The 22,858-nt window shown below is 44.9% G+C and carries 12 protein-coding genes; all 12 read left to right on the top strand.

Annotated features, from left to right (window positions below):
* Positions 1-372: 372 nt before the first annotated feature.
* The 12 genes from BMX50_RS18490 to BMX50_RS18545 all read left to right on the top strand — a co-directional run bounded on the left by BMX50_RS18490 (position 373) and on the right by BMX50_RS18545 (position 22,855).
* Positions 373-966, top strand: coding sequence for an RNA polymerase sigma factor (locus BMX50_RS18490; protein ID WP_091212030.1), 594 nt, complete (start codon positions 373-375; stop codon positions 964-966).
* Positions 967-1,158: 192 nt separating this feature from the next.
* The gene (locus BMX50_RS18495; protein ID WP_091212031.1) at positions 1,159-4,629 is read left to right on the top strand and encodes an ABC transporter permease; all 3,471 of its coding nucleotides are present in this window, start codon (positions 1,159-1,161) and stop codon (positions 4,627-4,629) included.
* 350 nt (positions 4,630-4,979) lie between these two features.
* Positions 4,980-6,173 (top strand): FecR family protein, encoded by a 1,194-nt coding sequence (locus tag BMX50_RS18500; RefSeq protein ID WP_091212032.1) that lies wholly within the window; start codon positions 4,980-4,982, stop codon positions 6,171-6,173.
* A 131-nt stretch (positions 6,174-6,304) separates the two neighbouring features.
* Positions 6,305-9,802, top strand: a complete 3,498-nt coding sequence (locus BMX50_RS18505) for a TonB-dependent receptor (protein ID WP_143065213.1) — start codon at positions 6,305-6,307, stop codon at positions 9,800-9,802.
* A gap of 11 nt (positions 9,803-9,813) precedes the next feature.
* Positions 9,814-11,559 (top strand): RagB/SusD family nutrient uptake outer membrane protein, encoded by a 1,746-nt coding sequence (locus tag BMX50_RS18510; RefSeq protein ID WP_091212034.1) that lies wholly within the window; start codon positions 9,814-9,816, stop codon positions 11,557-11,559.
* A gap of 77 nt (positions 11,560-11,636) precedes the next feature.
* On the top strand, positions 11,637-13,355 hold the full coding sequence (locus BMX50_RS18515; RefSeq protein ID WP_091212035.1) for an alginate lyase family protein: 1,719 nt from the start codon (positions 11,637-11,639) through the stop codon (positions 13,353-13,355).
* Between the two features lie 355 nt (positions 13,356-13,710).
* Positions 13,711-14,928, top strand: a complete 1,218-nt coding sequence (locus BMX50_RS18520) for a glycoside hydrolase family 88 protein (RefSeq protein WP_091212036.1) — start codon at positions 13,711-13,713, stop codon at positions 14,926-14,928.
* Positions 14,929-14,930: 2 nt separating this feature from the next.
* Positions 14,931-16,865: a glycoside hydrolase family 97 protein gene (locus BMX50_RS18525; RefSeq protein WP_244281037.1), complete on the top strand. Its 1,935-nt coding sequence runs from the start codon at positions 14,931-14,933 to the stop codon at positions 16,863-16,865.
* Complete coding sequence (locus tag BMX50_RS18530; RefSeq protein ID WP_091212037.1) at positions 16,866-17,774, top strand: ROK family protein; 909 nt, start codon at positions 16,866-16,868, stop codon at positions 17,772-17,774.
* 2 nt (positions 17,775-17,776) lie between these two features.
* Positions 17,777-19,009: an L-fucose:H+ symporter permease gene (gene fucP / locus BMX50_RS18535; RefSeq protein WP_091212038.1), complete on the top strand. Its 1,233-nt coding sequence runs from the start codon at positions 17,777-17,779 to the stop codon at positions 19,007-19,009.
* Entirely contained in the window at positions 19,009-20,928 is a 1,920-nt protein-coding gene (locus BMX50_RS18540) for an alpha/beta fold hydrolase (protein WP_091212039.1), read from the top strand. The genes fucP and BMX50_RS18540 overlap by 1 nt, the downstream gene beginning before the upstream one ends.
* Complete coding sequence (locus tag BMX50_RS18545) at positions 20,915-22,855, top strand: glycoside hydrolase family 127 protein (protein WP_091212040.1); 1,941 nt, start codon at positions 20,915-20,917, stop codon at positions 22,853-22,855. Before BMX50_RS18540 ends, BMX50_RS18545 begins: the two co-directional genes overlap by 14 nt.
* Positions 22,856-22,858 lie beyond the last annotated feature (3 nt).

The following is a 22,858-nucleotide window of genomic DNA, read 5'->3' on the forward strand; positions in this document are numbered from 1 at the left end:
AGATTTTATCCTTGTGCTAATTTGCGGTCATTTTTATAAAATTTACCCGTACTAATAGCAAATGGATCTGCTGCGCTCGGGAGGCTTCAGTGCAACACTGCCATTATAAGTAGTTATATCATCGCCCCTCACTAATTATGCACAAATACGCACGGATACAGGCTATTTTCATCGTTCGGAATAAAGCGATGAGGAATTGTGTTTGTTAAAATAATTATTACATTTGGATACCAATTATAATGTAGCCTTTAAACCGGTTTAGTTATAAACTTATAAATAAATTACCACAAAAACGGTTATGCCCCGATGCATCCCGGCACCCGTTAACCTATTTATATTTCAAATAAAACAATATAAATAATTGATATAGAAATGTTAATACATTTAGATGAAAGTGAATTGTTAAAACGGCTCTCCGAAGGGGACCGGCGCGCTTTTACTACACTGTATAACCGAAACATCAATAATTTATACCGCTATATTTATTTGATCAGCAAATCTGCCGAGCTTACCGAAGAAATTGTACAATGCGTTTTTATAAAGATCTGGGAGCGCCGGCAATCAATGGAACATATTCATTCTTTTCAATCATATGTTTATCGTTCTGCCAAAAATCTCCTTTTAGATCATATCAAAAAAACTAAAGCGGAGGCAAAGGTGTTGGTACTGGCTCAGCCAGATTCGGAAGAAAGCCCCGAAACATCAGATGCGGCTGTCAACTATAAGGAGTTTTATATGATGGCACAGGATGCCATTAATTTGCTGCCCGAAAAGAGAAGGCGCATAGTAGAACTCCGGACGAGGGAAGAACTCAGCCTCGACGAAATTGCCGACAGGCTTTCTCTTTCAAAATCTACAGTAAAAAACCAGCTTTACGCAGGTATGGATTTTGTTCGCAAGTATTTACAGGCCAATGGTGAACTCACCCTGGGCTTATTGGTAGCGGCTGCCTGGTGGCGGATTTGATCTCTTTTCAAAGTAACGCCACAATTTAAAAACAAGAGACTCTGGACAATTGCGGTTCCTGGCAATTTTTTACCATCCAAAACCGCACATAGCCATGTTCGATTTTGGAACAGTTATTTTGATTGTTGTTTTGTAATTTTTTATTAATCAATTGTTTAAAACAAAGGAACGAGGATTGATGGAAGTTGGAAAATGAAAGCATACGCCCTTCATATCGATTTCTACGACCTGGCTTTCCTGGGAACCATATACGTTGGGTTCGCTTTCAGCCTGATGTTATTCCTTGTGCAAAAAGGTAACAAGGCTGCGAATAGACTTCTTGGACTTATCCTCCTGATTACAGTTGTCGAGATATTGCGGGCTTTAAACACCGACATCAGCATGGGACTACCGCACTTATCACTGGCCTTAGGACCGCTCATCTATTTTTATGTAGGAAACATAGCAAAGCCCGACTACAAATTCCGCACCCTCGACCTGATACATTTCTGTCCCTCGCTGGTGGAGGAAATGTCGGCTATTTACGATTCATCAAGTATACCATGGTTGAACACATTACTTCAATTCATGGTATTCATTTCGGTTTGCGCCTACTTGTATGCCGCTCAGGTGCTGATCAAAGACTTTTCCCTTGCGTTAAAATTTAATGGCGGCGACCGTTACCGGCTGAAATTACGCCGATTGCATAATGTAGTGAGAGGTTTCGCCTTTCTATGGTTATTGTGGATCCCTTTTTACATCGCCGCTTGCTTAGATCCCCACAGCCAGTCAATGCACTTGTTCCGTCCATTATACTTGCTATTGGCAGCATCAGCGATAGGTGCGGCCGGCATGGTGATCTTAAGGCCTGAAATCAACTTGCCTACAGATGAACCCTATTTTTTGAAATCGCCATCGCCTGATGCCGTTAAGCAAAGGGCCGGCTGGCTTAAACAAATGATGAGAAAAGGGGCTTACTACAAAGACCCTGATTTGAGTTTGCCCACCCTGGCTGACAAGCTTGGGTTGACCACTCACGAATTGTCTGCGGTAATCAATACCGTATTTAAACAAAGCTTCAATGACTTTGTAAATGAGTTTCGTGTAGCAGATGTAGTCAGTAAGCTGCAGAATCCGGCTTTTGAAAAGTTCACCCTGGAGGGCATAGCTTATGATTCCGGTTTTAACTCGCCCAGCACCTTTCACCGCGCGTTCAAGCGGGTGACTGGAGAAACGCCTGCAGCGTATAAAAAACAACTGTCATCTTATAATTTGACATATGGTTCCCGGCCAGCACCGGTAATTTCGTACCAGGTAACCCGGAATCATATGTTTAAAAATTATCTGAAAATTGCCTGGCGGAACACGACCAGGAACAAAGCTTCTTCATTGATCAATATCAGCGGCCTGGCGGTAGGAATGGCCGTTGCCATGCTCATTGGTTTATGGATATGGGACGAGGTGTCGTTTAATAAATTCAACACGAATTATGACCACATCGTGCAGGTACTGGCCAATAAGCATGTCGGCGGGGGAATTGCGACGCAGGCCTCGCAGCCTTTTCCGCTGTCAGCAGAATTACGGGGGCAGTACGGTAGCGACTTCAAAGCTGTTGCTGCCACCGTTATCTACGAGCAGAATATCAATTATAATAATCATGCCTTTTCCCGAGTCGGCTGTTTTTCCGAACCTTCACTAACCGATATCTTCACGCTGCATATGGTGAAAGGATCGAAAGAAGCGTACAAGATACCGGGCACCATACTGATCAATGAATCACTGGCGCGGGCTGTGTTCGGAAATGCTGACCCCATCAATAAAACAATCAAGATCAGCGATGCCTACCTGGTTCAGGTTGGCGGAGTGTATCAGGACCTGCCTCAAAATACGCAGCTGGGCAGTGTTGAATTTATTGCGCCTATCCGTCTCCTGTTTAAAAATTCAGGAGATATGAATAACTGGTATGACAGTTCTTTTCAGATTTTTGCCTTACTGAATGAAGGAAGCCAGTTGCCGCAGGTAGCCCATAAAATACAGAACATCCTGAGTGACCGCAGAAAAGATCCTACAAAACCCGCGTTGGTATTATTTCCGATGCATCAGTGGCATCTCTACGAGTTTAAAGATGGCATTGCTGTTGCAGGTCGTCTGCAGTTCATATGGCTTTTTGGCATTATCGGCTTATTTGTTTTATTGCTGGCCTGCATTAATTTCATGAATCTGAGCACGGCCAGGAGCGAAAAGCGTGCAAAGGAAGTGGGGATACGCAAGGCCATCGGCTCCCTGCGCGGGCAGTTGGTGACGCAGTTCCTCAGCGAATCTTTTCTAATTGTAGCTATATCGTTCCTGATCGCCGTTCTGCTGACCTGGCTGAGCCTGCCATTTTTTAACGACATTTCGGGCAAGCACCTGCACCTGATCTGGAATGACCCGCTGGTATGGTTCATCTGTTTTTGCTTTTGCCTCCTAACCGCACTTATCGCAGGCAGTTATCCGGCACTTTACTTATCATCCTTTAATGCTGTCAAAGTATTGAAGGGAACATTTAAGGCTGGACCAATGGCAGCAATGCCCCGCAAAGTATTGGTGGTTCTTCAGTTTGCTGTTTCTGTTACGATCATCATCGGGACCATCGTTGTTTTTAAACAAATTGAATTCGCGAAGGACAGGCCGGTAGGCTATAACCGGGACAACCTTGTTTCGATCCCTTATAATGCGATTAAAGAGTATAGCGCTTTCCGCCAGGAACTGTTGAACACCGGCGCAGTATCCGGCGTATCCCCATCGTCCAATCCTACAACAGAAACCTGGTCGTCGGCAGATAATCTGAGCTGGAGAGGAAAAGATCCCAACCGGCAGGAGGCTTTCGGCACGGTGTTGATCGATCCGGATTTTGGCAGTGTGGTGGGCTGGAAAATGAAGGAAGGCCGGGATTTCTCCAGGCAATTTTTGAGTGATTCATCAGGCTTTTTGTTTAATGAGGCAGCCATCAGGCAAATGGGGTTGAAAGAACCGGTTGGCGAAACCATTAAATGGCATGGCAAAAACTGGAAGGTGCTGGGCGTGGTGAAAAACATGGTCATGAATTCACCTTTCGAACCGGTAACCCCGGTGGTATTTTTGGTGGATGACCGGGAGCGGTCGTTCAATGTGATTATTTTGAAACTCAGGAACGATGTGCCTGCATCCGTTGCACTCGCCAGGATCGAAGCGGTCTTTAAAAAATTCGCGCCGGAAGCGCCTTTTAATTACAAATTTGCGGATAGTGAATACGCGCAAAAATTCTTAGCGGAAGAACGTACGGGAAAGCTGGCGTCCGTGTTCGCGGTGCTCGCTATCTTTATCTCCTGTCTTGGATTATTCGGAGTGGCATCATTTGTAGCAGAACAACGCATCAAGGAGATCGGTATCCGCAAGGTGTTGGGCGCGTCCGTAATTAGCATCTGGGGTTCTTTATCGAAAGAATTTATCATACTTGTGGGAATCGCGTTGCTCATCGCCGTTCCCTTATCCTGGTATTTTATGCATCAGTGGCTGCAGCATTATACTTACCGTACCGGATTGTCATGGTGGGTTTTCGTACTTACCGCAGCAGGCGCTTTACTGATCACTTTAATAACTGTCAGTTACCACAGCATTAAAGCAGCATTGACCAATCCGGTGAAAAGCCTTCGGTCGGAATGAGGTTGCTACAAAGAACTTGGTCTCGCAAACGGATCCAGGGATTTAGTTGACTACGAGTTAGTGCGTTCCGGGGTGAGATACGGAATGCATTTTAGTTTATAATATCTCTCCATGTTTGATTATACGCCTTGCTCCCGTAAGCTTTTAATAGGGGGGATTGTTAAGTACGATACCGTAAATTGCTTTTAAATAGTAGATTATCGCCGGGGGGGCATGGGGTAGTGAGGATGTAAATTTTTCTTTTGCAGAAATTGTAAACTCATCATGTGTCATTTACATCTTTTCAAAAAAGAACAAAATATTTTTATTGTGGATAGTTCTTTTTTCTTCGATGGTCGTCTTATGCATATATGGACCAAAGAGCACTGGATACTTTCCTGAAAAAATTTGCTGAAAACCAACACACGGAGCAGGAGCATGAACGCTTTATCACGTGGCTCAACGCTCTTCCCGAAAAGGAAGTTGAACGTTTGTTGGATCAATACGGCGATCTGTTCCGGGCACTTTCTGATCATGAACCTGCAAAACATCCCGAACTGTTGAACAAAATAGAGGCGAAAATTGATACCATGGAGCTTGACAACGAACCGGTACATATTAAGCCAATAAGGAGATCACACAAAAAATACTTTGCAGTTGCAGCTGCTATATTACTGTTGGTAACTATAGGTGTAATTACCAGGAAGTTTGCCGGAAAGCATGATCTGTATGCGACTAATGCCATTGCGCAAAAAATAATACCGGGCGGAAATAAAGCCGTTTTAACATTGGCCGATGGGTCACAAATTATCCTTGACAGCGCCAAAAGAGGTTTGCTGGCCAGTCAGCAAAATATTTCAGTAAAAAAAGCAACAGATGGCCAGCTAATTTACGATGCCTCCGGGCAAAAGCAAAGCAATCAAAGCAATGATCAGTTGGCTTATAATACGATCTCTATACCTAAGGGCGGCCAGTACCAGGTTGTTTTGCCCGATGGTACAAAAGTTTGGTTAAATGCCGCGTCGTCACTTAAATTTCCGGTTGCCTTTAAAGGTAAAGAGCGCAATGTCGAATTATCCGGCGAAGGATATTTTGAAGTTGCCAAGAATAAAGCGATGCCTTTCAGGGTTGCTGTAAACCATACCACTGTTGAGGTTTTGGGTACCCACTTTAATATTATGGGCTACGGAGATGAAGCCTCAACCAACACTACTTTATTAGAAGGTTCGGTGAAAATAATTTCGGGAGATAAGCAGAAGCTGATCATCCCCGGCGAACAGGCGCGGGTAAGCGATGGTATAGAAGTGGCAAAAGTGAATGCCGCGCAGGCCATTGCCTGGAAAAACGGGAATTTCAATTTCGCGCACGAAAATATAGAGACAATTATGCGCAAGGTGGCGCGCTGGTATGATGTAAACATACAATACCAGGGTACAACAACACATGAAGGTTTTGTAGGGACGGTTCCGCGTTCTGAAAATATATCTGAAGTTTTAAACGCCCTTGAATTAACCGGATTGGTACACTTTAAGATAGTTGAAAGGAGGGTTATAGTTATGCCATAGATCTACCCATGGTATAAACTTAAAAACGAAACCGGAAGTGCAGCGAACACTCCCGGCCAGTGCCTGAGTTTATAACCGATATATAATTGATCCACAACGATAAACCAATTAAACCCAAACATTTCAAAGATATGAAATTTTATACTCTTACCGGGTATAGGCGCTCTGCCTATATCCATAAATTTCTGTTGGTGATGAAACTTACCATCGTTTTATTGATCACAGCTTTTGTACAGGTATCACTTGCAGGTCATGCGCAAAACGTAACATATTCAGGAAAAAACACCTCTATTATACAGGTATTTAACGAAATACAAAATCAAACCGGCTACACTTTTCTTTATACCGATGAAATGCTTAACGGCGCTAACCCGGTAAGTGTAGATTTTAAAAATACCCCGCTTAACGATGTGCTTAAAACCTGTTTCCGCAACCAGCCGCTTACTTATGCATTAAAAAATAAGCTCATCATTGTACAGCGGAAATTAACGGTCCGGACTCAAATTGATGAAACGCCCGTAGTACAGGCTATTATAGTAAAAGGAAAAGTAACCGACGAGAAGGGTGGGCCTCTCCCGGGTGTTACTGTAACTCTTAAAGGAAAAGCCATTAATACCTCAACAGATAATTCAGGCGCTTATTCCATCACTATACCCGCGGGCGAAACAAATGCTGTATTGGTTTACAGTTTTGTAGGTTTTGATTCGCAGGAAGTAACTGTAGGAAGCCAAACTGTTATCAATATCAAACTTAATGTTACTGATAACAAACTGAATGAGATAGTGGTTGTAGGTTACGGCACACAAAAACGCGCTACATTAACAGGTTCGGTAGCTACTGTAAGCGCTAAATCATTTGAAGATAAAGGAAGCCTTGCAAACCCTTTCCAGGCGTTACAAGGGCAGGTTCCGGGCGTACTGATATCAAGAGGTTCGGCCGCGCCGGGCAATGAGGGATGGAATATCAAGATCAGGGGAGCGTCGTCAATCAATCCTACAGACGCGCTGGTGGTTATTGACGGTGTTGCGGCTGTTGGGGTACGCTCGCTTGATGCTATCAATCCTAATGATATCGAAAGCATGTCGTTCCTGAAAGATGCCTCGGCTGCTATTTATGGTGCCAGGGCCGCTGGCGGCGTGGTATTGATCACCACTAAAAAAGCTAAGGCCGGCAAAACGGTAGTACAATACGATGGTTCTTTTTCGAGCAAGATAGTTGGTTTACAGCCTCATTTAATGAATGTGGAACAATGGGCCAAAGGCGTAATTACAGCCCGAACAAATGACGGTTTTGATGACAGCGACGTATGGATCAAATACGGTAAGCTTGCTTTAGCCAACCTGAATAATTATATCGACATTAAAACCTATGGCAGCAACCCGATTTCCAATTTTAACGATGTAAACGATTATGTGTTTTTTAACAATAGCTGGTCGGATGTTTTATGGGGTACAGCCAATTCTACACAAAATAATATCAGTGTAGCCGGCCGTAACGAGAGGTCGGGTTACAGGCTTTCGTTAGGCTATATGGACGACGGAAGCATACTGCGCTGGGGCGATAACTCTAATAAACGATATAATGTGCGTTTGGCAAATGATTTTCAAATAGGCAACAAAGTGAAGATCGAATCCAATATCGCTTATGATCGTAACGACGTTTTAACGCCTACCATGATCAATAGCGTGCTTGGGCAGTACGCCCAGCCGGGTATGCCAATATCAACCATCAATGGCGGCCCTTACGCGTGGGGCGGCCAGCTTAACCCTAACTGGCAGGCCAAACTTGGCGGAGACGACCGGCTGACAAAAGCCAACGTTTATATTAACGAAAAAATTAATTACGACATTATAAAGAGCCTGAAGTTTGTCGCTACGCTTGGTTACAATACAAATAATGCTAACCGGTACACGCAGCAAAATTCAATTCAGTGGTATAATTATCTGGGTACCGTACCGGGTGTTACCAACCCAACCCAGGATGCGGCTTATTTTAAAAGGGCCAACCTGAGTGAAGACTATTACAATGCCAATGCCTACTTCGAATACAAAAACACTTTTAAAACAGACCATTCTGTAGGTATTACAGTGGGCAGCCAGTATGAGCGCGACGAATATGATTACTTTGATGCCACCATTTTAAACCCGGTTTCGCAAGATCTGAAAGCTTTAGCTGGCATAGGCAACCAAACCAACAGCGAAGTTAAAAACCATTATGCTATTGGCTCGGCCTTCAGCAGGTTAAATTATGCCTATAAGCAGAAATACCTGCTCGAGGCAAATTTCAGGTACGATGGTTCTTCCAAATTTGCTGAAGCAGACAGGTGGAAATCATTTTACGGATTTTCGGCAGGCTGGAGGATCAGTCAGGAAAATTTTATGAAAGGTTTTTCCTTTTTTAATGATCTGAAATTAAGGGCATCATACGGTGTTGTAGGTAATCAAAGCGGTATAGGCCTGTATGATTACATTCAACAGCTGGTGTTAACTAAAACCGGTACTGTAACCAGCAACAATCCTATCCTTGGCTCAGGTCAGGCGGTAACTGTTGCACCCACCAACGGGTTGGTTAGCCTGAACCGAACCTGGGAACGCATTAAAAATAGCAACATAGCCCTCGATTTCTCGATTTTGAACAGCCGCTTAAGCGGTACTGCCGAGTATTTTATTAAAGATAACGGTAACATGTTGTTGCCGCAAACCTACCCAACAATTTTAGGGGCACAGGCACCGGCCGCAAACATCGGTCACCTTAAAACTAACGGATGGGAGGTAAGCCTTACCTGGGCCGATAAAATTGGAGAGGTTGGATATAATGTAGGCGGTAACATCAGCTACAACAAAAATAAGCTCATTAACATAAACGGTGCTACAACCATTTACGGTGGCTATAATGCTGCAACCCAAGGTTACCCAATTGGTTCAGTATTTGGCCTGGAATATGCCGGGCGTATCCAGACACAAGAGCAGGCCGACGCGGCGACCAAATTAATTGCCGGATCAGATATCCCGGGCGGTTCATATACAACCCATATTGGCGATAACTCTTACAAAGATCTTAATGGAGACGGGAAAATAACCAGTGCCGATTATAAGTATTTAGGTACTGATGATCCTAAGTACACCTTTTCATTTAACGCGGGCGTGCAATGGAAGGGGTTTGACCTTTCGGTAATTTTTCAGGGTGTAGGCAGCAGGACTATTTTCAGGAATGGCGATGTATGGCGGGTACCATTCAGCTCCGTTTATCTGAATACTACTAACCAATCGGTAAACAATAACTGGACGCCCGATAACACCGGCGCTTATTATCCTAAGTACTCCACAAACGGTACGGTTAATTCATATAACTATCAGCCTTCTTCATGGTCGGTTGAAAATGGTGCTTACCTGCGTTTAAAAAACGCGGTGATAGGTTACACCTTGCCTCCAAAATTAATTTCTGCTACCAAATTCATATCAAAACTGCGTGTTTACGTGTCAGGGAACGACCTGTGGGAAAAAACTAAAATTAAAGACGGATGGGATCCTGAAGCACCGCGAAATGTGATCACTACAGACGGCAGCCCTTATTTTGGCCGCTATCCGTTTTACAGATATTTAACCGCCGGTGTAAACGTTACCTTCTAATTTTTAAAAACATGAAAACATTTAAGCATAAATACATCGTAGCGTTTGCATTATTTGCTGCTGCATTCGGCTGCAAAAAGGCTTTGAATTTAAACCCGCAGGATACACTATCTGATGCGGCCTACTGGAAAAAAGCCAATGATTTTAAATTGGCTGCCAACGCGTTTTATTTATATGAACGCACCTTTGCAGGTACGGTAACAGATGGTGTGCACAGCGATCTGCGTTCAGACCTGTTAACCAATAGTACCAAAAATATTTACAGTAACGGCACCAATAGCGTTGTTCAGTCGGATGGTACGTATAATACAGACTACCAGCGCATCCGGAACATCAATTTCATGCTGGATAAAGCTTCAACTTATGCCGCCCCTGCCGAAATAAGCCAGTACGTGGCCGAAGCCAAATTTTTTAGGGCTTATATTTATTTTGATCTGCTGCAGGCTTTTGGCGGGGTAACGATAGTATCCAAACCGCTTGATACTAATGATCCGTTATTGACATCACCAAGGAATACAAGAGATGAAGTAGCCGATTTTATTATAGCTGATCTTAAAGCTGCCATCCCTGATCTGCCTTTAGAAAGCGTATTGAAATCTTCAGATGAAGGACGTGTAAGTAAGGGCGCAGCGGGCGCGTTTTTATCGAGGGTGGCCCTATATGAGGGTACCTGGCAAAAATTCAGGGGAAATACCAGCCGCGCCAATGCTTTATTGGATGTAGCCATCAATTCCAGTAAAGATGTGATGACAAGCAGTCAATATGCCCTGTTTGGAACAACAGGTACCACGGTTGCCCTGGGCGATTCGGCATTGAAATACATGTTCATACTTGAAAATACCAAATCAAATCCTGCAAGTGTAACCAAATCGGCCAATACCGAATATATTTTGGCCAACAGGTATGACGAAAATATCCGTATCTCCAACCTTAACATTACAAAAACCACTTTTGCCAACGGCAGTGTTGATTGGCCAACCCGCAAACTTGCCAATCTTTATTTATGCAGCGATGGCTTGCCTATCGATAAATCGCCACTATTTAAAGGTTATGGCACCGCCCGTTCTGAATTTGCCAACAGGGATAAACGCATGCAATATACGCTTATGGTTACCGGTAACGATTACTGGAGTAACGCCAACTATCGCGTTACCTGGAAAAATGACGCTACCGATGTTGCCCACGCAGGTTACAAGCCTTTAGTATCCAATTTTGGTACAGGTTATCAAAATCAAAAATGGGCATCAGAGCGTAATGTGGCAGACAATTATGAATCATATGATTATCCCGTGATCAGGTATGCCGAGGTATTGCTGAATTACGCCGAGGCCACTTTTGAACGTAACGGATCCATTTCTGATGCCGATCTTAATATTTCTTTGAACCAGGTAAGGCACCGTGTAAACAGCGCTATGCCTTTGCTCACCAATGATTTTGTTACTGCAAATGGTTTAGATATGCAAACGGAAATCAGGCGGGAGCGTTCCGTTGAACTTTACCATGAAGGTTTCCGCATAGACGACCTTAAGCGCTGGAAGACTGCCGGTACAGAAATGCCGATGCCTGCACTGGGTATTAAGTGGGCCGGTACCGAGTTCACCACCATATGGGCGGGTGCAAGTACCATTCCGCAGGATGCGAACGGTGTTTTGGTAATTGATAACAGCCGTACCTGGCAGGACAAAAATTACCTGTTGCCAATACCGCAGGACCAGATCAAGCTGAATAACAAATTAACGCAAAACCCTGGTTGGTAATGACCTTCCTGTATAAGAGTTATTAACCCTATACGATCAGTTACAGATCGGTAAAATATTCAAAAAAAGACCCAATTATGAAACCTCATTTATGGTTATTGGCATTGTGTGCCATATTGGTAACAATGTCTTGCAAAAAATCACCTTCATTGCATGGTGTTGAACAAAACAGTAAAGGTGTTGCCAACCCCAACGGTGCTACCGTATTTGTACACCCGGGCATTTTGCTTACAAAAGAATCTATTGATTACATCAAAACACAACTCAACTCCTCTTCCGATCCCTGGAGTACCTCATTTACCGCATTACAAACCACCTCATGGGCTTCTATAAGTTATAAAATGCAGGGGCCAACACCATTGGTTACACGCGATCCTACCATAATAGCGAAGGATGGGATCGATTATGCCAATATCATTCAAAACGATTCTTATGCTATTTTTTGCCAGGGCCTGATGTGGAAGCTCACCGGCAATAATAAATATGCTGATAACGCCATCAATATGCTCAACGCTTGGTCATCTACATTAAAGTCCATTACAAGTACCGGGCCTGATGTTTACCTGTGCGCCGGCTTTAATGGTTTTATTATGGCCAATGGCGCCGAACTTGTGCGTGATTATTCGGGCTGGAAAGCGGAAGATCTTCAAAAATGTAAGGATATGTTCCGCAACATCTGGTATCCCGTAATTAAAAGCATCGCGATTCCGGGCGGGGCCAACGGTACCTGGGATAGCGACAATGCGAAAGCCGTAATGGCCATGGGTATTTTCCTGGACGATCAGGGTATGTTTGATGCTGCGTATAACTATTTTTATAACGGTAGCGGCGATGGCACCGTAGCCCATTATTTTCTGCCTACCGGACAAAACCAGGAGTCCGGAAGAAAGCAGGGCTACGCGCAATTGGGCCTCTGCAACTTCGAAGAGCTATGCGAAATGGGTTATAACCAGGGTAAACCAGATATGTGGGTTGCAAAGGATACCATCATCAAGAAAGCTTTTGAATACGCCGCTAAATACAACCTTGGCGAAGATGTGCCTTATAATACAGCTTTCCCGGAGGTTTACGGCCAATGGGTATATCCGTCAATTTCAACAGATGGACGAGGGGTTTTCCGGCCGATTTATTACATGGCTTATAATCACTTTCATAACAGGCTTGGATCGGATATGCCTTACACACAGCGTGTTTTAGAACAACACACACCAATTGAAAGACAAACTGACGGCACTGTTACTGACGGAACCGGCTGGGGTAGCCTTTTGTTTTATCACCCATCGGCAGGTGGCCTAACCCCCGTAGCTGTAGGGGCGCTTAGGTGGGAGTTTGATGAGCTGGCGGGTTGGGGAGGTATACCCTGGGCCGAAAATTCGAAAGTGGCAGTGGCTAATGGTCAGCTCGAAGTATCAGGTTCAATAGGTACCTACGTGCGGGCCTGGCAGGGTTCTGCCTTGCTGGATCCGGTTACTTATCCTTATCTCGCTCTTAAAGTTACTCAAATACCCAAGCTTAAGAAGAGCACAGACGATTGGGCCGTGCAGGCGTATTGGAGCGTTGGAGGTTCAAACCACGACTACAGGTATGTCAGCAAAACAGATATGACCCTTTTAGGCACGCAGGTTTATGTTATTAAATGGGCTCCAAAAGGTGGTTTGAACGATGGTCTGCCATTCCCGGCCGCCTCAACGACGGGAGGTTTATATCTCGATTTTGGTGATTGTGCAAGCGGTGAAAAGGCCAAAGTAGATTGGGTCCGATCCTATAAGACATTGGCGGATATACCAAACAATTGAGGTTTAAATTAAAAAAAGGTTTAATAAACGATAAAAGATAAGGAGCCGGCTACGGCCGGTTCTTTCTTTCATTGTATCAAAATATTAAACAGACGGAATAATTCCCCCCTGCGATTGACCTGTCAGCCCCCTCTGCAGGTCTTGCTGCTAATTACCTTTGATTAATTATAAACCCGGAAAACATCGCTAAGCCCAATGTTAAAACGTTTTAGGTAAAGTCGGCAGGCAAGTCAACTGGATAGCTGTCGGGAGACGTGCCTCTAGTGGCCGGATATAATTAATTAGGTAGACCAATAACTATACAACATAGTTTTTAACACCAGGCACCGAAGTAAGTGTAAATAATATAACCATAATGAATAGGATTGTCTGTAAATATAAAATTGTCTTATTACTGATTTTTATTTGTGTAACCGGCAAGGCTGCAGGCCAGCAAAAGTTTTGGCCCGGCAAAGCCATCTTATATTGCGGCACTCAGGCGCTTCAAACCATCGCAGAAACAGCGGATACCGGAGTTAACCTTCCCCGCAGCATTGCATCAGGCGATAAAAACTGGCGTTATGTTGGTTACCGGGATTGGTGCAGCGGTTTTTGGCCGGGGATACTTTGGTACCTGTATGAAGCAACAGGTCAACCGCGATGGAAAGCTGAGGCCGCGCGTTTTACGACGGAGCTTTCACCGCTTTCAAAACAACCGGGGTTTGACCACGATCTTGGATTTCAAATGTATAGCAGTTTCGGCAATGGATACCGGCTAACGCATGATCAGGCATACAAGCAAGTTTTACTCAGATCGGCCGATTCGCTTGCTACCTTGTTTAACCCCCGCGTAGGTACCATCCTGTCGTGGCCGCCTATGGTTAAAAAAATGGGCTGGCCGCATAATACCATTATTGATAATATGATCAACCTGGAGCTGTTGTTCTGGGCATCAAAAAACGGCGGAGGCAGCCGTTTATATAATATCGCTGTTAAACACGCCGAAACTACCATGCGCAATCATTTTCGGCCCGATTTTACCTCTTACCACGTTGTAGTATATGATACGGTATCAGGCAAAAAAATAAAGGGAGTTACACACCAGGGTTATGCCGACAGTAGCATGTGGGCCAGGGGCCAGTCATGGGCTATTTACGGGTTTACCATGTGCTACCGCGAAACACGCAAAAAGGAATTTTTGCAATTCGCACAAAAAGTAGCCGATGTATACCTGGCGAGGTTACCCGCCGATCTTATTCCTTATTGGGATTTTAACGCCCCTGATATACCCAACGCGCCGCGGGATGCGTCGGCTGCTGCCATTACGGCTTCTGCACTTTTGGAACTTTCAACTTTTGTTGCCCATAGCTCAAAGGCTAAAACGTACCGCGAAAAAGCTGAACAGATACTTGCACGGTTATCATCATCCGAATACCAAAGCAGGGATAAAAACCCTTCTTTTTTACTCCATTCAACCGGGCATAAACCCAACGGAACAGAAATTAATGCTTCAATTATCTATGCTGATTATTATTATCTGGAGGCATTGATCCGGTTAAAAAAACTTAATGAAAAACAAACCAAAAAATCCTGAAAATGATGCTTAATAAGCTGTGCCGCAACGCGAAAAAATGGATAGCCTGCTTATTGCTGAATAGCTGTGCCTGCATGGCCTGGGGCCAGGAAACGAAAGGAGGAGCGATCACCATTCAATCGCCTGATAAAAATGTCTCGTTCAGGTTTCACCAGTTGGCCGATTCAGGAAAGCGTACCATGTTTTATAGCGTAAATTATAAAAACAAGCCGGTTATTCTTCAGTCCGTTCTTGATCTGCAAATGGATAATGATCTTTCAGAAAAGGCTATGGCCCTGAAAGTTGACCGGCATAAAAACTGGTGCGAAAACCTTTCGATAACAAGGGTAGACTCGTCGATGCACGATACAACATGGGTACCGGTAGTGGGCGAGAAAAGCCAGATCAGGGATCGTTACAACTCGGTTAATATCACCCTTGTAAAAGATGATAACCCCATTTATGTAATGCAGGTGCAGATAAGGGTTTACAACGAGGGCGTGGCGTTTCGTTATTATTTCCCCGAAAACCCTAAAGGAACTTATTATAATATCACTTCAGAAAACACGGAGTTTCACCTTCCCGAGGGTACGCAGGCCTGGTTTGCTAACTGGGCACAAGCACCGTATTATAAACTGCCATTAAAAAACTGGCCCGGCGAAAGCGAGCGCCCGTTAACCCTTGAATTACCTGATGGATTATACGCAGCACTTGGTGAAGCGCAACTGGTAGATTACGCCCGCACAAAATTTAAGCTAAGCGTAAGTAAGCCATCTACCATTGTTACCTCGATGTTTGGGAGCGCGCAGTTGATCTCGCCGGTAGGCACCCCCTGGAGGACGATCATGGTCGCCGAAAAACCAGGTGACCTAATAGCGAATAATTATCTGATGCTTAACCTCAATGAGGCATCAAAAATAACCGGTACAAGCTGGATAAAACCCGGCAAGATAATTCGGGTAATGGCACAGACAACTGCGGATGCGAAGGCAAATATCGATTTCGCGGTTAAACATAACCTGCAATACGTCCTGTTCGACTGGAAATGGTACGGCCCGGCTTTTAGTTTCAGTTCGGATGCCACCAAGGTTGCTATTCCGTATTTTGATTTGCCCGGCATAATCAGTTACGGGAAGGAAAAGGGAATAGGCGTCTGGCTGTACGTAAACCAACAGGCGCTATATGCACAGAGCGATAGTTTATTCGCGGTATATCATAAATGGGGTATTAAAGGGGTGAAGTTCGGCTTTGTTCAGCAGGGATCGCACCGCTGGACAACCTGGGTTGAGAAAACTATTCAGCAGGCTGCCGCAGCCAATATGATGGTTAACATACATGACGATTGGCGTCCAACCGGCGAGCAGCGTACCTGGCCTAACCTAATGTCGGCCGAAGGCATCCGTGGCAATGAAGAAATGCCCGATGCCACACATAATACGGTCCTACCTTTTACACGCTACCTGGCCGGAGCTGCCGATTATACCATCTGTTACTTTGATAAACGCATTAAAACTACCCATGCGCACCAGCTGGCATTGGCGGCTGTATATTATAGTCCGCTGCAAACACTTTACTGGTATGATAAACCCTCTGAGGTGCATAATGAACCCGAACTGGAGTTTTGGGATAAGATCCCTGCCAGTTGGGATGATACACGTGTTATTCAGGGAAAACCCGGAGAATATATAGTTACAGCAAGGCGTAAAGGCTCAACCTGGTTTGTAGGTATGATCACTAACAATGACGCGCGCCAGGTAAAGTTCGAGTTGGATTTCCTTGATCAGGGAAAGAAATATAAGGCAACGATCTTTAGCGACGATCCATCTGTTAATACGGCAACCCATGTTAGCGTAAAAAGCCGGATCGTAACCAATACAAATGAATTGAAAAGCAGCCTTTTACCATCAGGCGGTCAGGCCTTAATAATCGAAGATATTAACAACCTCAATAACAAGTAAATGACTGAAAATACCATTTATTCACCATATATTCTCTGTGCAGATGTTGGTGGTTCGCACATTACATGTGGCATCTGTGACTTAACAAATAATACTATACTTGAGCATACCTGGCTGAGGGCTGATGTAAACTGCCATGGTAATGCGGAAGAGATCTTAACGTCCTGGTCGGGAGCGTTCAAAGCTGTTCTTGAAAGCTCAAAGCTTACCGTTGCAGGTATTTCTATCGCCATGCCGGGTCCTTTTGATTATGATCAGGGCACCTCCTATATCACCGGCCTTCATAAATATGAATCCATCTATAATGTAAACATCAGGGCTTACCTTGCCGAAACCCTGCACATCAGCCCTTCACTCATCAAATTCAGAAATGATGCCGAAGCAACCATTTTAGGTGAGTGCATTGCCGGGGCCGGAATGTCTTATCACAGCGTTATGGGGATAACCCTCGGCACCGGATTTGGATCGGCACAATTAAGAAACCAGATCATGAAAGACCTGAACCTTGGGAGCGTCGCCTACCGGGATACCATTGCCGACGATTATTTTTCAACACGCTGGTTTGTGAAACGTTTTAACGAATTAACAGGCCAAACCGTACAGAATGTAAAAGAGCTAACCTTGCTAAAGAAGACCAACAGCGAGGTCGCTGTGATATTTTATGAGTTTGGTAAAAACTTAGGTTCCTTTTTGCAAACCTGGACCGAGTTACTCGGCCCCGAAATACTGGTGATCTGCGGAAATATAGCCAAAGCATCCGATCTCTTTTTACCTGCCCTCAAAAGCCGGTTGGATACAATAGATATCGAGATTGCTCATCTGGGCGAGAACGCTCCGTTGATTGGTGCCGCCGCGCTTTTCAATAATATGGAAAAGTCTTTCACTCCCTTTAATTACGCAAAAAAATAACTATGACACCCAAACCTGAATTTACCGAAAAAAAATTCATCGTAACTTTTGTATTTGTTACCTCGCTTTTTTTGATGTGGGGCTTGCTCCATTCCATGAGCGATGTGCTTAACAAACATTTTCAAACTGTACTTAACGTTACTAAGGCACAATCCGGCCTTATTCAGCTTTCGGTATTCGGTGCATATTTTGTGATGAGTATACCGGCCGGGTATTTTTTAAAAAAGTTTGGTTATAAGCCCGGTGTAATTTTAGGGCTGTTATTATTTGCTATTGGTACTTTCCTGTTCGTACCTGCTGCCAACGCCGCTTCATTCAACTTTTTCAGGGTAGCTCTCTTTATTTTGGGTTGTGGTATGGCCACACTCGAAACCGTGGCCCATCCCTTTGCCGCCGCACTTGGTGACCAGCGCACAAGTGATAGGCGGCTTAATTTTTCCCAGTCATTCAATGCCGTTGGTGCCATAATCGGTCCGGCCGTCGGTTCTTACTTTTTACTTCGTGCCACCTCCGGCCATTCAACAGATCTTTCATCGGTTAAATCATTGTATACGGCTATCGGTTGCATTATACTGTTAATAGCCACCGCTTTTTTATTTGTAAAAGTACCTGTTTTGACAGATCCGCACGCCGCGTCCGCATCTGAAGAACCCGATGCATTAAATATTGATACCGCTCCGTCAAAAAAGCTTTACGAGCACCGGCATTTTATATGGGCGGTAACAGCCCAGTTTTTTAACGTTGCCGCGCAAGGGGGCACATGGGCATATTTCATTAACTATGGTCATGACGTAATGGGATTTAATGATCAGGCCGCAGGCAGCTATATGAGCATTTTTATGGCCATGATGGCAGCCGGCCGTTTTATAGGCACTTTCCTGATGCGCTTTATCGCCCCCAATAAACTACTCGCGGCATTTGCCGGCGGTAGCATTATCTCCTGTTTGATTGTTGCACAGGCCTGGGGATGGCCCTCTTACATCGCGTTGATGATGATCAATTTCTTTTTCAGCATTATGTTTCCTACAATTTTCAGTTTAGGGCTTAAAAACTTAGGCCGCCACACGCAACAGGCTTCATCATTCATATCGATGGGCGTGGTGGGCGGTGCCTTCTTCCCGCTTATTATGGGGCAGATTGCCAACCATGATGTGGCAAGGGCTTACTACCTGCCTATTATATGCTATGTAGTCATATTCCTGTTCGGGGCAAAATTTTATAAAGTTAAAAACTGATGAGGACAGGGCTGATCATATTTATTTTATGGTTCTGCAGCCTATGCCGGTTTAGTTTATTGGCACAGGTAAAAATCGAGAAAAACGGTTATGATTTTTCATATCTCGACAGAAAAATAGCTGGCTGGGTTGATAGCGGCTACTATAAAGGGGCTTCGGTAATCGTTGTTAAAGATGATCGCGTTATACATAAACATTATTTTGGCAATTACGGCCCCGAGACGGTAGCCTACATAGCATCGGCAGGTAAGTGGCTTTCCGCTGCTACCATCGCGGCTGTAGTCGATGAAGGTAAACTGTCGTGGGATGACAAAGTTAGTAAATGGCTGCCGGAATTTAAAGATCAAAAAGGGGAGGCTACCCTAAGGCAACTCTTTTCGCATACCGCTGGTTATCCCGACTATCAGCCGGCCGGGCGGCGTGCCGATAATTATCAAACCTTAAAGGAATCGATTTCGCATATAGTTGATTTGCCAGCCGATACGCTGGCGGGCGCTAAATTTAAATATGGAGGCCTTGCCATGCAGGTAGCAGGCAGGATGGCGGAGATAGCAACCGGAAAAGATTGGGAAACCATTTTTCAGGAAAAAATTGCCGGGCCATTAGGCATGAAGCTTACCCATTTTACACCGGTAAGCGATGTAGGCGGGCAAAACCCGATGCTGGGCGGAGGCGCGAGGGGCGGGCTTGATGATTATGCCCATTTTTTGAGCATGATCATGCACAAGGGCGTGTATCAAGGCAAACGGGTACTTTCGTTAAAAGCGATACGGGAAATGCAGGCCGACCAGGTAGGGAAAGCAGAAATGAATGACCCGTATGTTGCTAATACCCGTGCAAGTGTACGTACCGATGTTTATGGCCTCGGCGAATGGAGAGAAGAAGTGGATGCCGATGGAAACGCGACACTGATCAGTAGCCCGAGCTGGGCCGGGGCCTATCCCTGGATCGATAAAAAAAATAACGTTTACGGCTTTATGCTTGCCCGCGTGGCTGAAATGAAAAACGGTTTTAATTCGTTTTTGGGCAGCCCCGTGCTACCGTTGTTAGTGAGAGATGTGCTGGCCAGGGCGAACCTTAAAAACACCAGACATGGTTACATCAAAACATCAGATGGTGCCACGCTTTACTACGAAGAAACAGGTAAAGGCGAACCGCTTATACTTTTACATGGCCACTCGTTTGACTGTACTGAATGGGATCCGCAATTTTTCGCGCTTGCAAAAAAGTACAGGGTGATCCGGTACGATCTCAGAGGATATGGCTGGTCGTCCATGCCATCTGAGAGTCAAAAAGCCCTGCATGCCGACGATCTGAAAAGTTTGATGGACCAGCTTCATATTGCCAGGGCACACATTGTCGGCCTGTCGCTGGGCGGATTTATCGTTACAGATTTTCTGACCTTGTATCCTGGCCGCCTACTTTCTGCTACTATGGCCAGTGGCGATATTTTTGACGTTCCCGGGCCTAGCAAGCCCTGGACCAACAGTGAAGCTGTTGCCCAGCGTGAAAAGATCAAAATATGGCAGGCAAGAGGTGTGCAAAAAAGTAAACAAGAGTGGTTTAACGCGCTCACCAAACGCGGCGGAAAAAATATTGAAAGTTTGAGAGTCCCCGTCTGGAATATGATCTACAAATGGGAGGCATGGCAACCGCAACACCTCGAGCCCCGGTTTTTACTTGGCAACGAGGCCGAAAGCAGGCTGATATCACAGAAAATAGACGTACCGGTAATGGTGCTGACCGGCGAGTTTGACGCTAATCATCCGGATAAGTTATTAACTATCCTACCTGGGGCGAAGCAAGTGATCGTCCCTCATGCAGGGCATGTCAGTAATCTTGAAAACCCAAATGGGTTCAATCAAAAAATACTGGACTTTTTGAATACAATAAAGCTAAAAAAAGATGAAAAAAATTAGAAAGTTCCTGTGCGCAGGGTTCCTGGCGTTGCCGATGGGAGTATCTGCACAATATGTTGGCCAGCATCTATCTGCTATAAAGGCCGAAACCAAAATTGATGTTAAGGCATACAGTTTTGACCTGCAGGATGTGAAATTGCTTGAAAGCCGTTTTAAGGACAACATGGACAGAGAAGGGCAATGGATGCTTTCGCTGCCTGTTGAGCGTTTGCTGCATAGTTTCCGGGTCAATGCAGGCATGCTAACAGATAAGAAAAGTAGCAAAACTAAAATGCCACAGCCACTTGGTGGCTGGGAGGCACTGGATATGGAACTGAGGGGGCATAGCATTGGTCACCTGTTATCAGGCCTTTCATTTCAATACGCGTCAACCGGCAATATTGCTTTTAAAAAAAAGATAGATAGCCTGATTTCGGGCCTCGCCGAAGTACAGGCAACGCTGAACGAGGATGGTTATTTAAGCGCGTTTCCGCAAAACTATATCGACAGGAATATTAAAGGTAAAAGTGTTTGGGCACCCTGGTATACATTACATAAAATAGTGGCGGGGTTAATTGATGCTTACTTGTATGCGGGCGATACGCAGGCGCTTGATGTAGTTAATAAAATGGCTGTATGGGCGTATAAGAAGATAACACCTTTAAGTCAGGAACAATTGGCTTTGATGCTCCGGAATGAGTTTGGCGGGATGAACGAAGCCTGGTATAACCTGTATGCCATTACCGGCAACCCGGAGCATAAAAAATTAGGCGACCTGTTTTATCACCATGCGGTACTGGATCCGTTAGCCGCCGGGCAGGATAAGCTTAATAAAATGCACGCCAACACAGCTATCCCCAAAATTACCGGTGAAGCCCGCGCCTACGAGTTGACAGGCGATGCAAAAGATAGATCAATTGTAAGCTATTTCTGGAATAACGTTATGGAGAATCAAACCTATGTAATCGGCAGCAATAGTGACAAGGAACACTTTATTGCACCGGGCAAAATATCGGAATATATTACGGGCTACACAGGCGAAACCTGCAATACCTACAACATGCTCAAGATAACCCGCCACCTCTTTACCTGGGATGCCGATGTGAAATATGCAGATTATTATGAGCGTGCTTTATACAATCATATTTTGGGCCAGCAGGACCCCAAAACCGGGATGGTGTGTTATTTTACACCGCTGAAAGCCGGGGCATTCCGGGTTTACAGCACGCGCGACAGCTCGTTCTGGTGCTGTGTAGGTTCGGGCTTTGAAAGCCAGTCTAAATACGGAGAGGCTATCTACTATCATAACAACAAGGGTGTTTATGTAAACCTGTTCATCCCCTCTGTATTAACCTGGAAAGAAAAGGGCCTGAAGTTGAGGCAGGAAACCGCTTACCCCGAAGAGGCGACCACACGGCTAACCATCGATTCGGTAGGCGCGGAAAGTTTACCGCTTTATATTCGCTACCCCGGTTGGGCAAACAATGGTGTGGGCGTCAAAATCAATGGTGAAAACATCAAAGTTGTACAAACGCCGGGCAGTTATATAACGCTGAACCGTAAATGGAAAAAAGGTGATAAAGTAGAAATAAGCTACCCCATGACCCTGCACCTGGAAGCAACACCGGATGATCCTAAAATAGCCGCCGTAATGTACGGACCGATAGTGCTGGCCGGTGAAATGGGAACTGAAGCTATGCCCCCTCATGCTCCCTATCATGATGCAGCCGACCCCTACCAGTATTATGATTATAACTATAATATTCCGGCAAATCTTGTCCACAGCCTTAATATCAACAGCAGCAACATTTCCGAATTGATAAAAGCGGTGAAAGGCGGGGTACTTACCTTTAAAACCACCGGCACAACCAACGGAAAACCGGTAACCCTTGAACCTTACTATAACCTGCACCGTCAGCGCTACGTGGTGTATTGGGATTTGAATTAAAAG

It is taken from the genome of Mucilaginibacter gossypiicola, from assembly GCF_900110105.1.
GTDB classification, from domain to species: Bacteria; Bacteroidota; Bacteroidia; order Sphingobacteriales; family Sphingobacteriaceae; genus Mucilaginibacter; species Mucilaginibacter gossypiicola.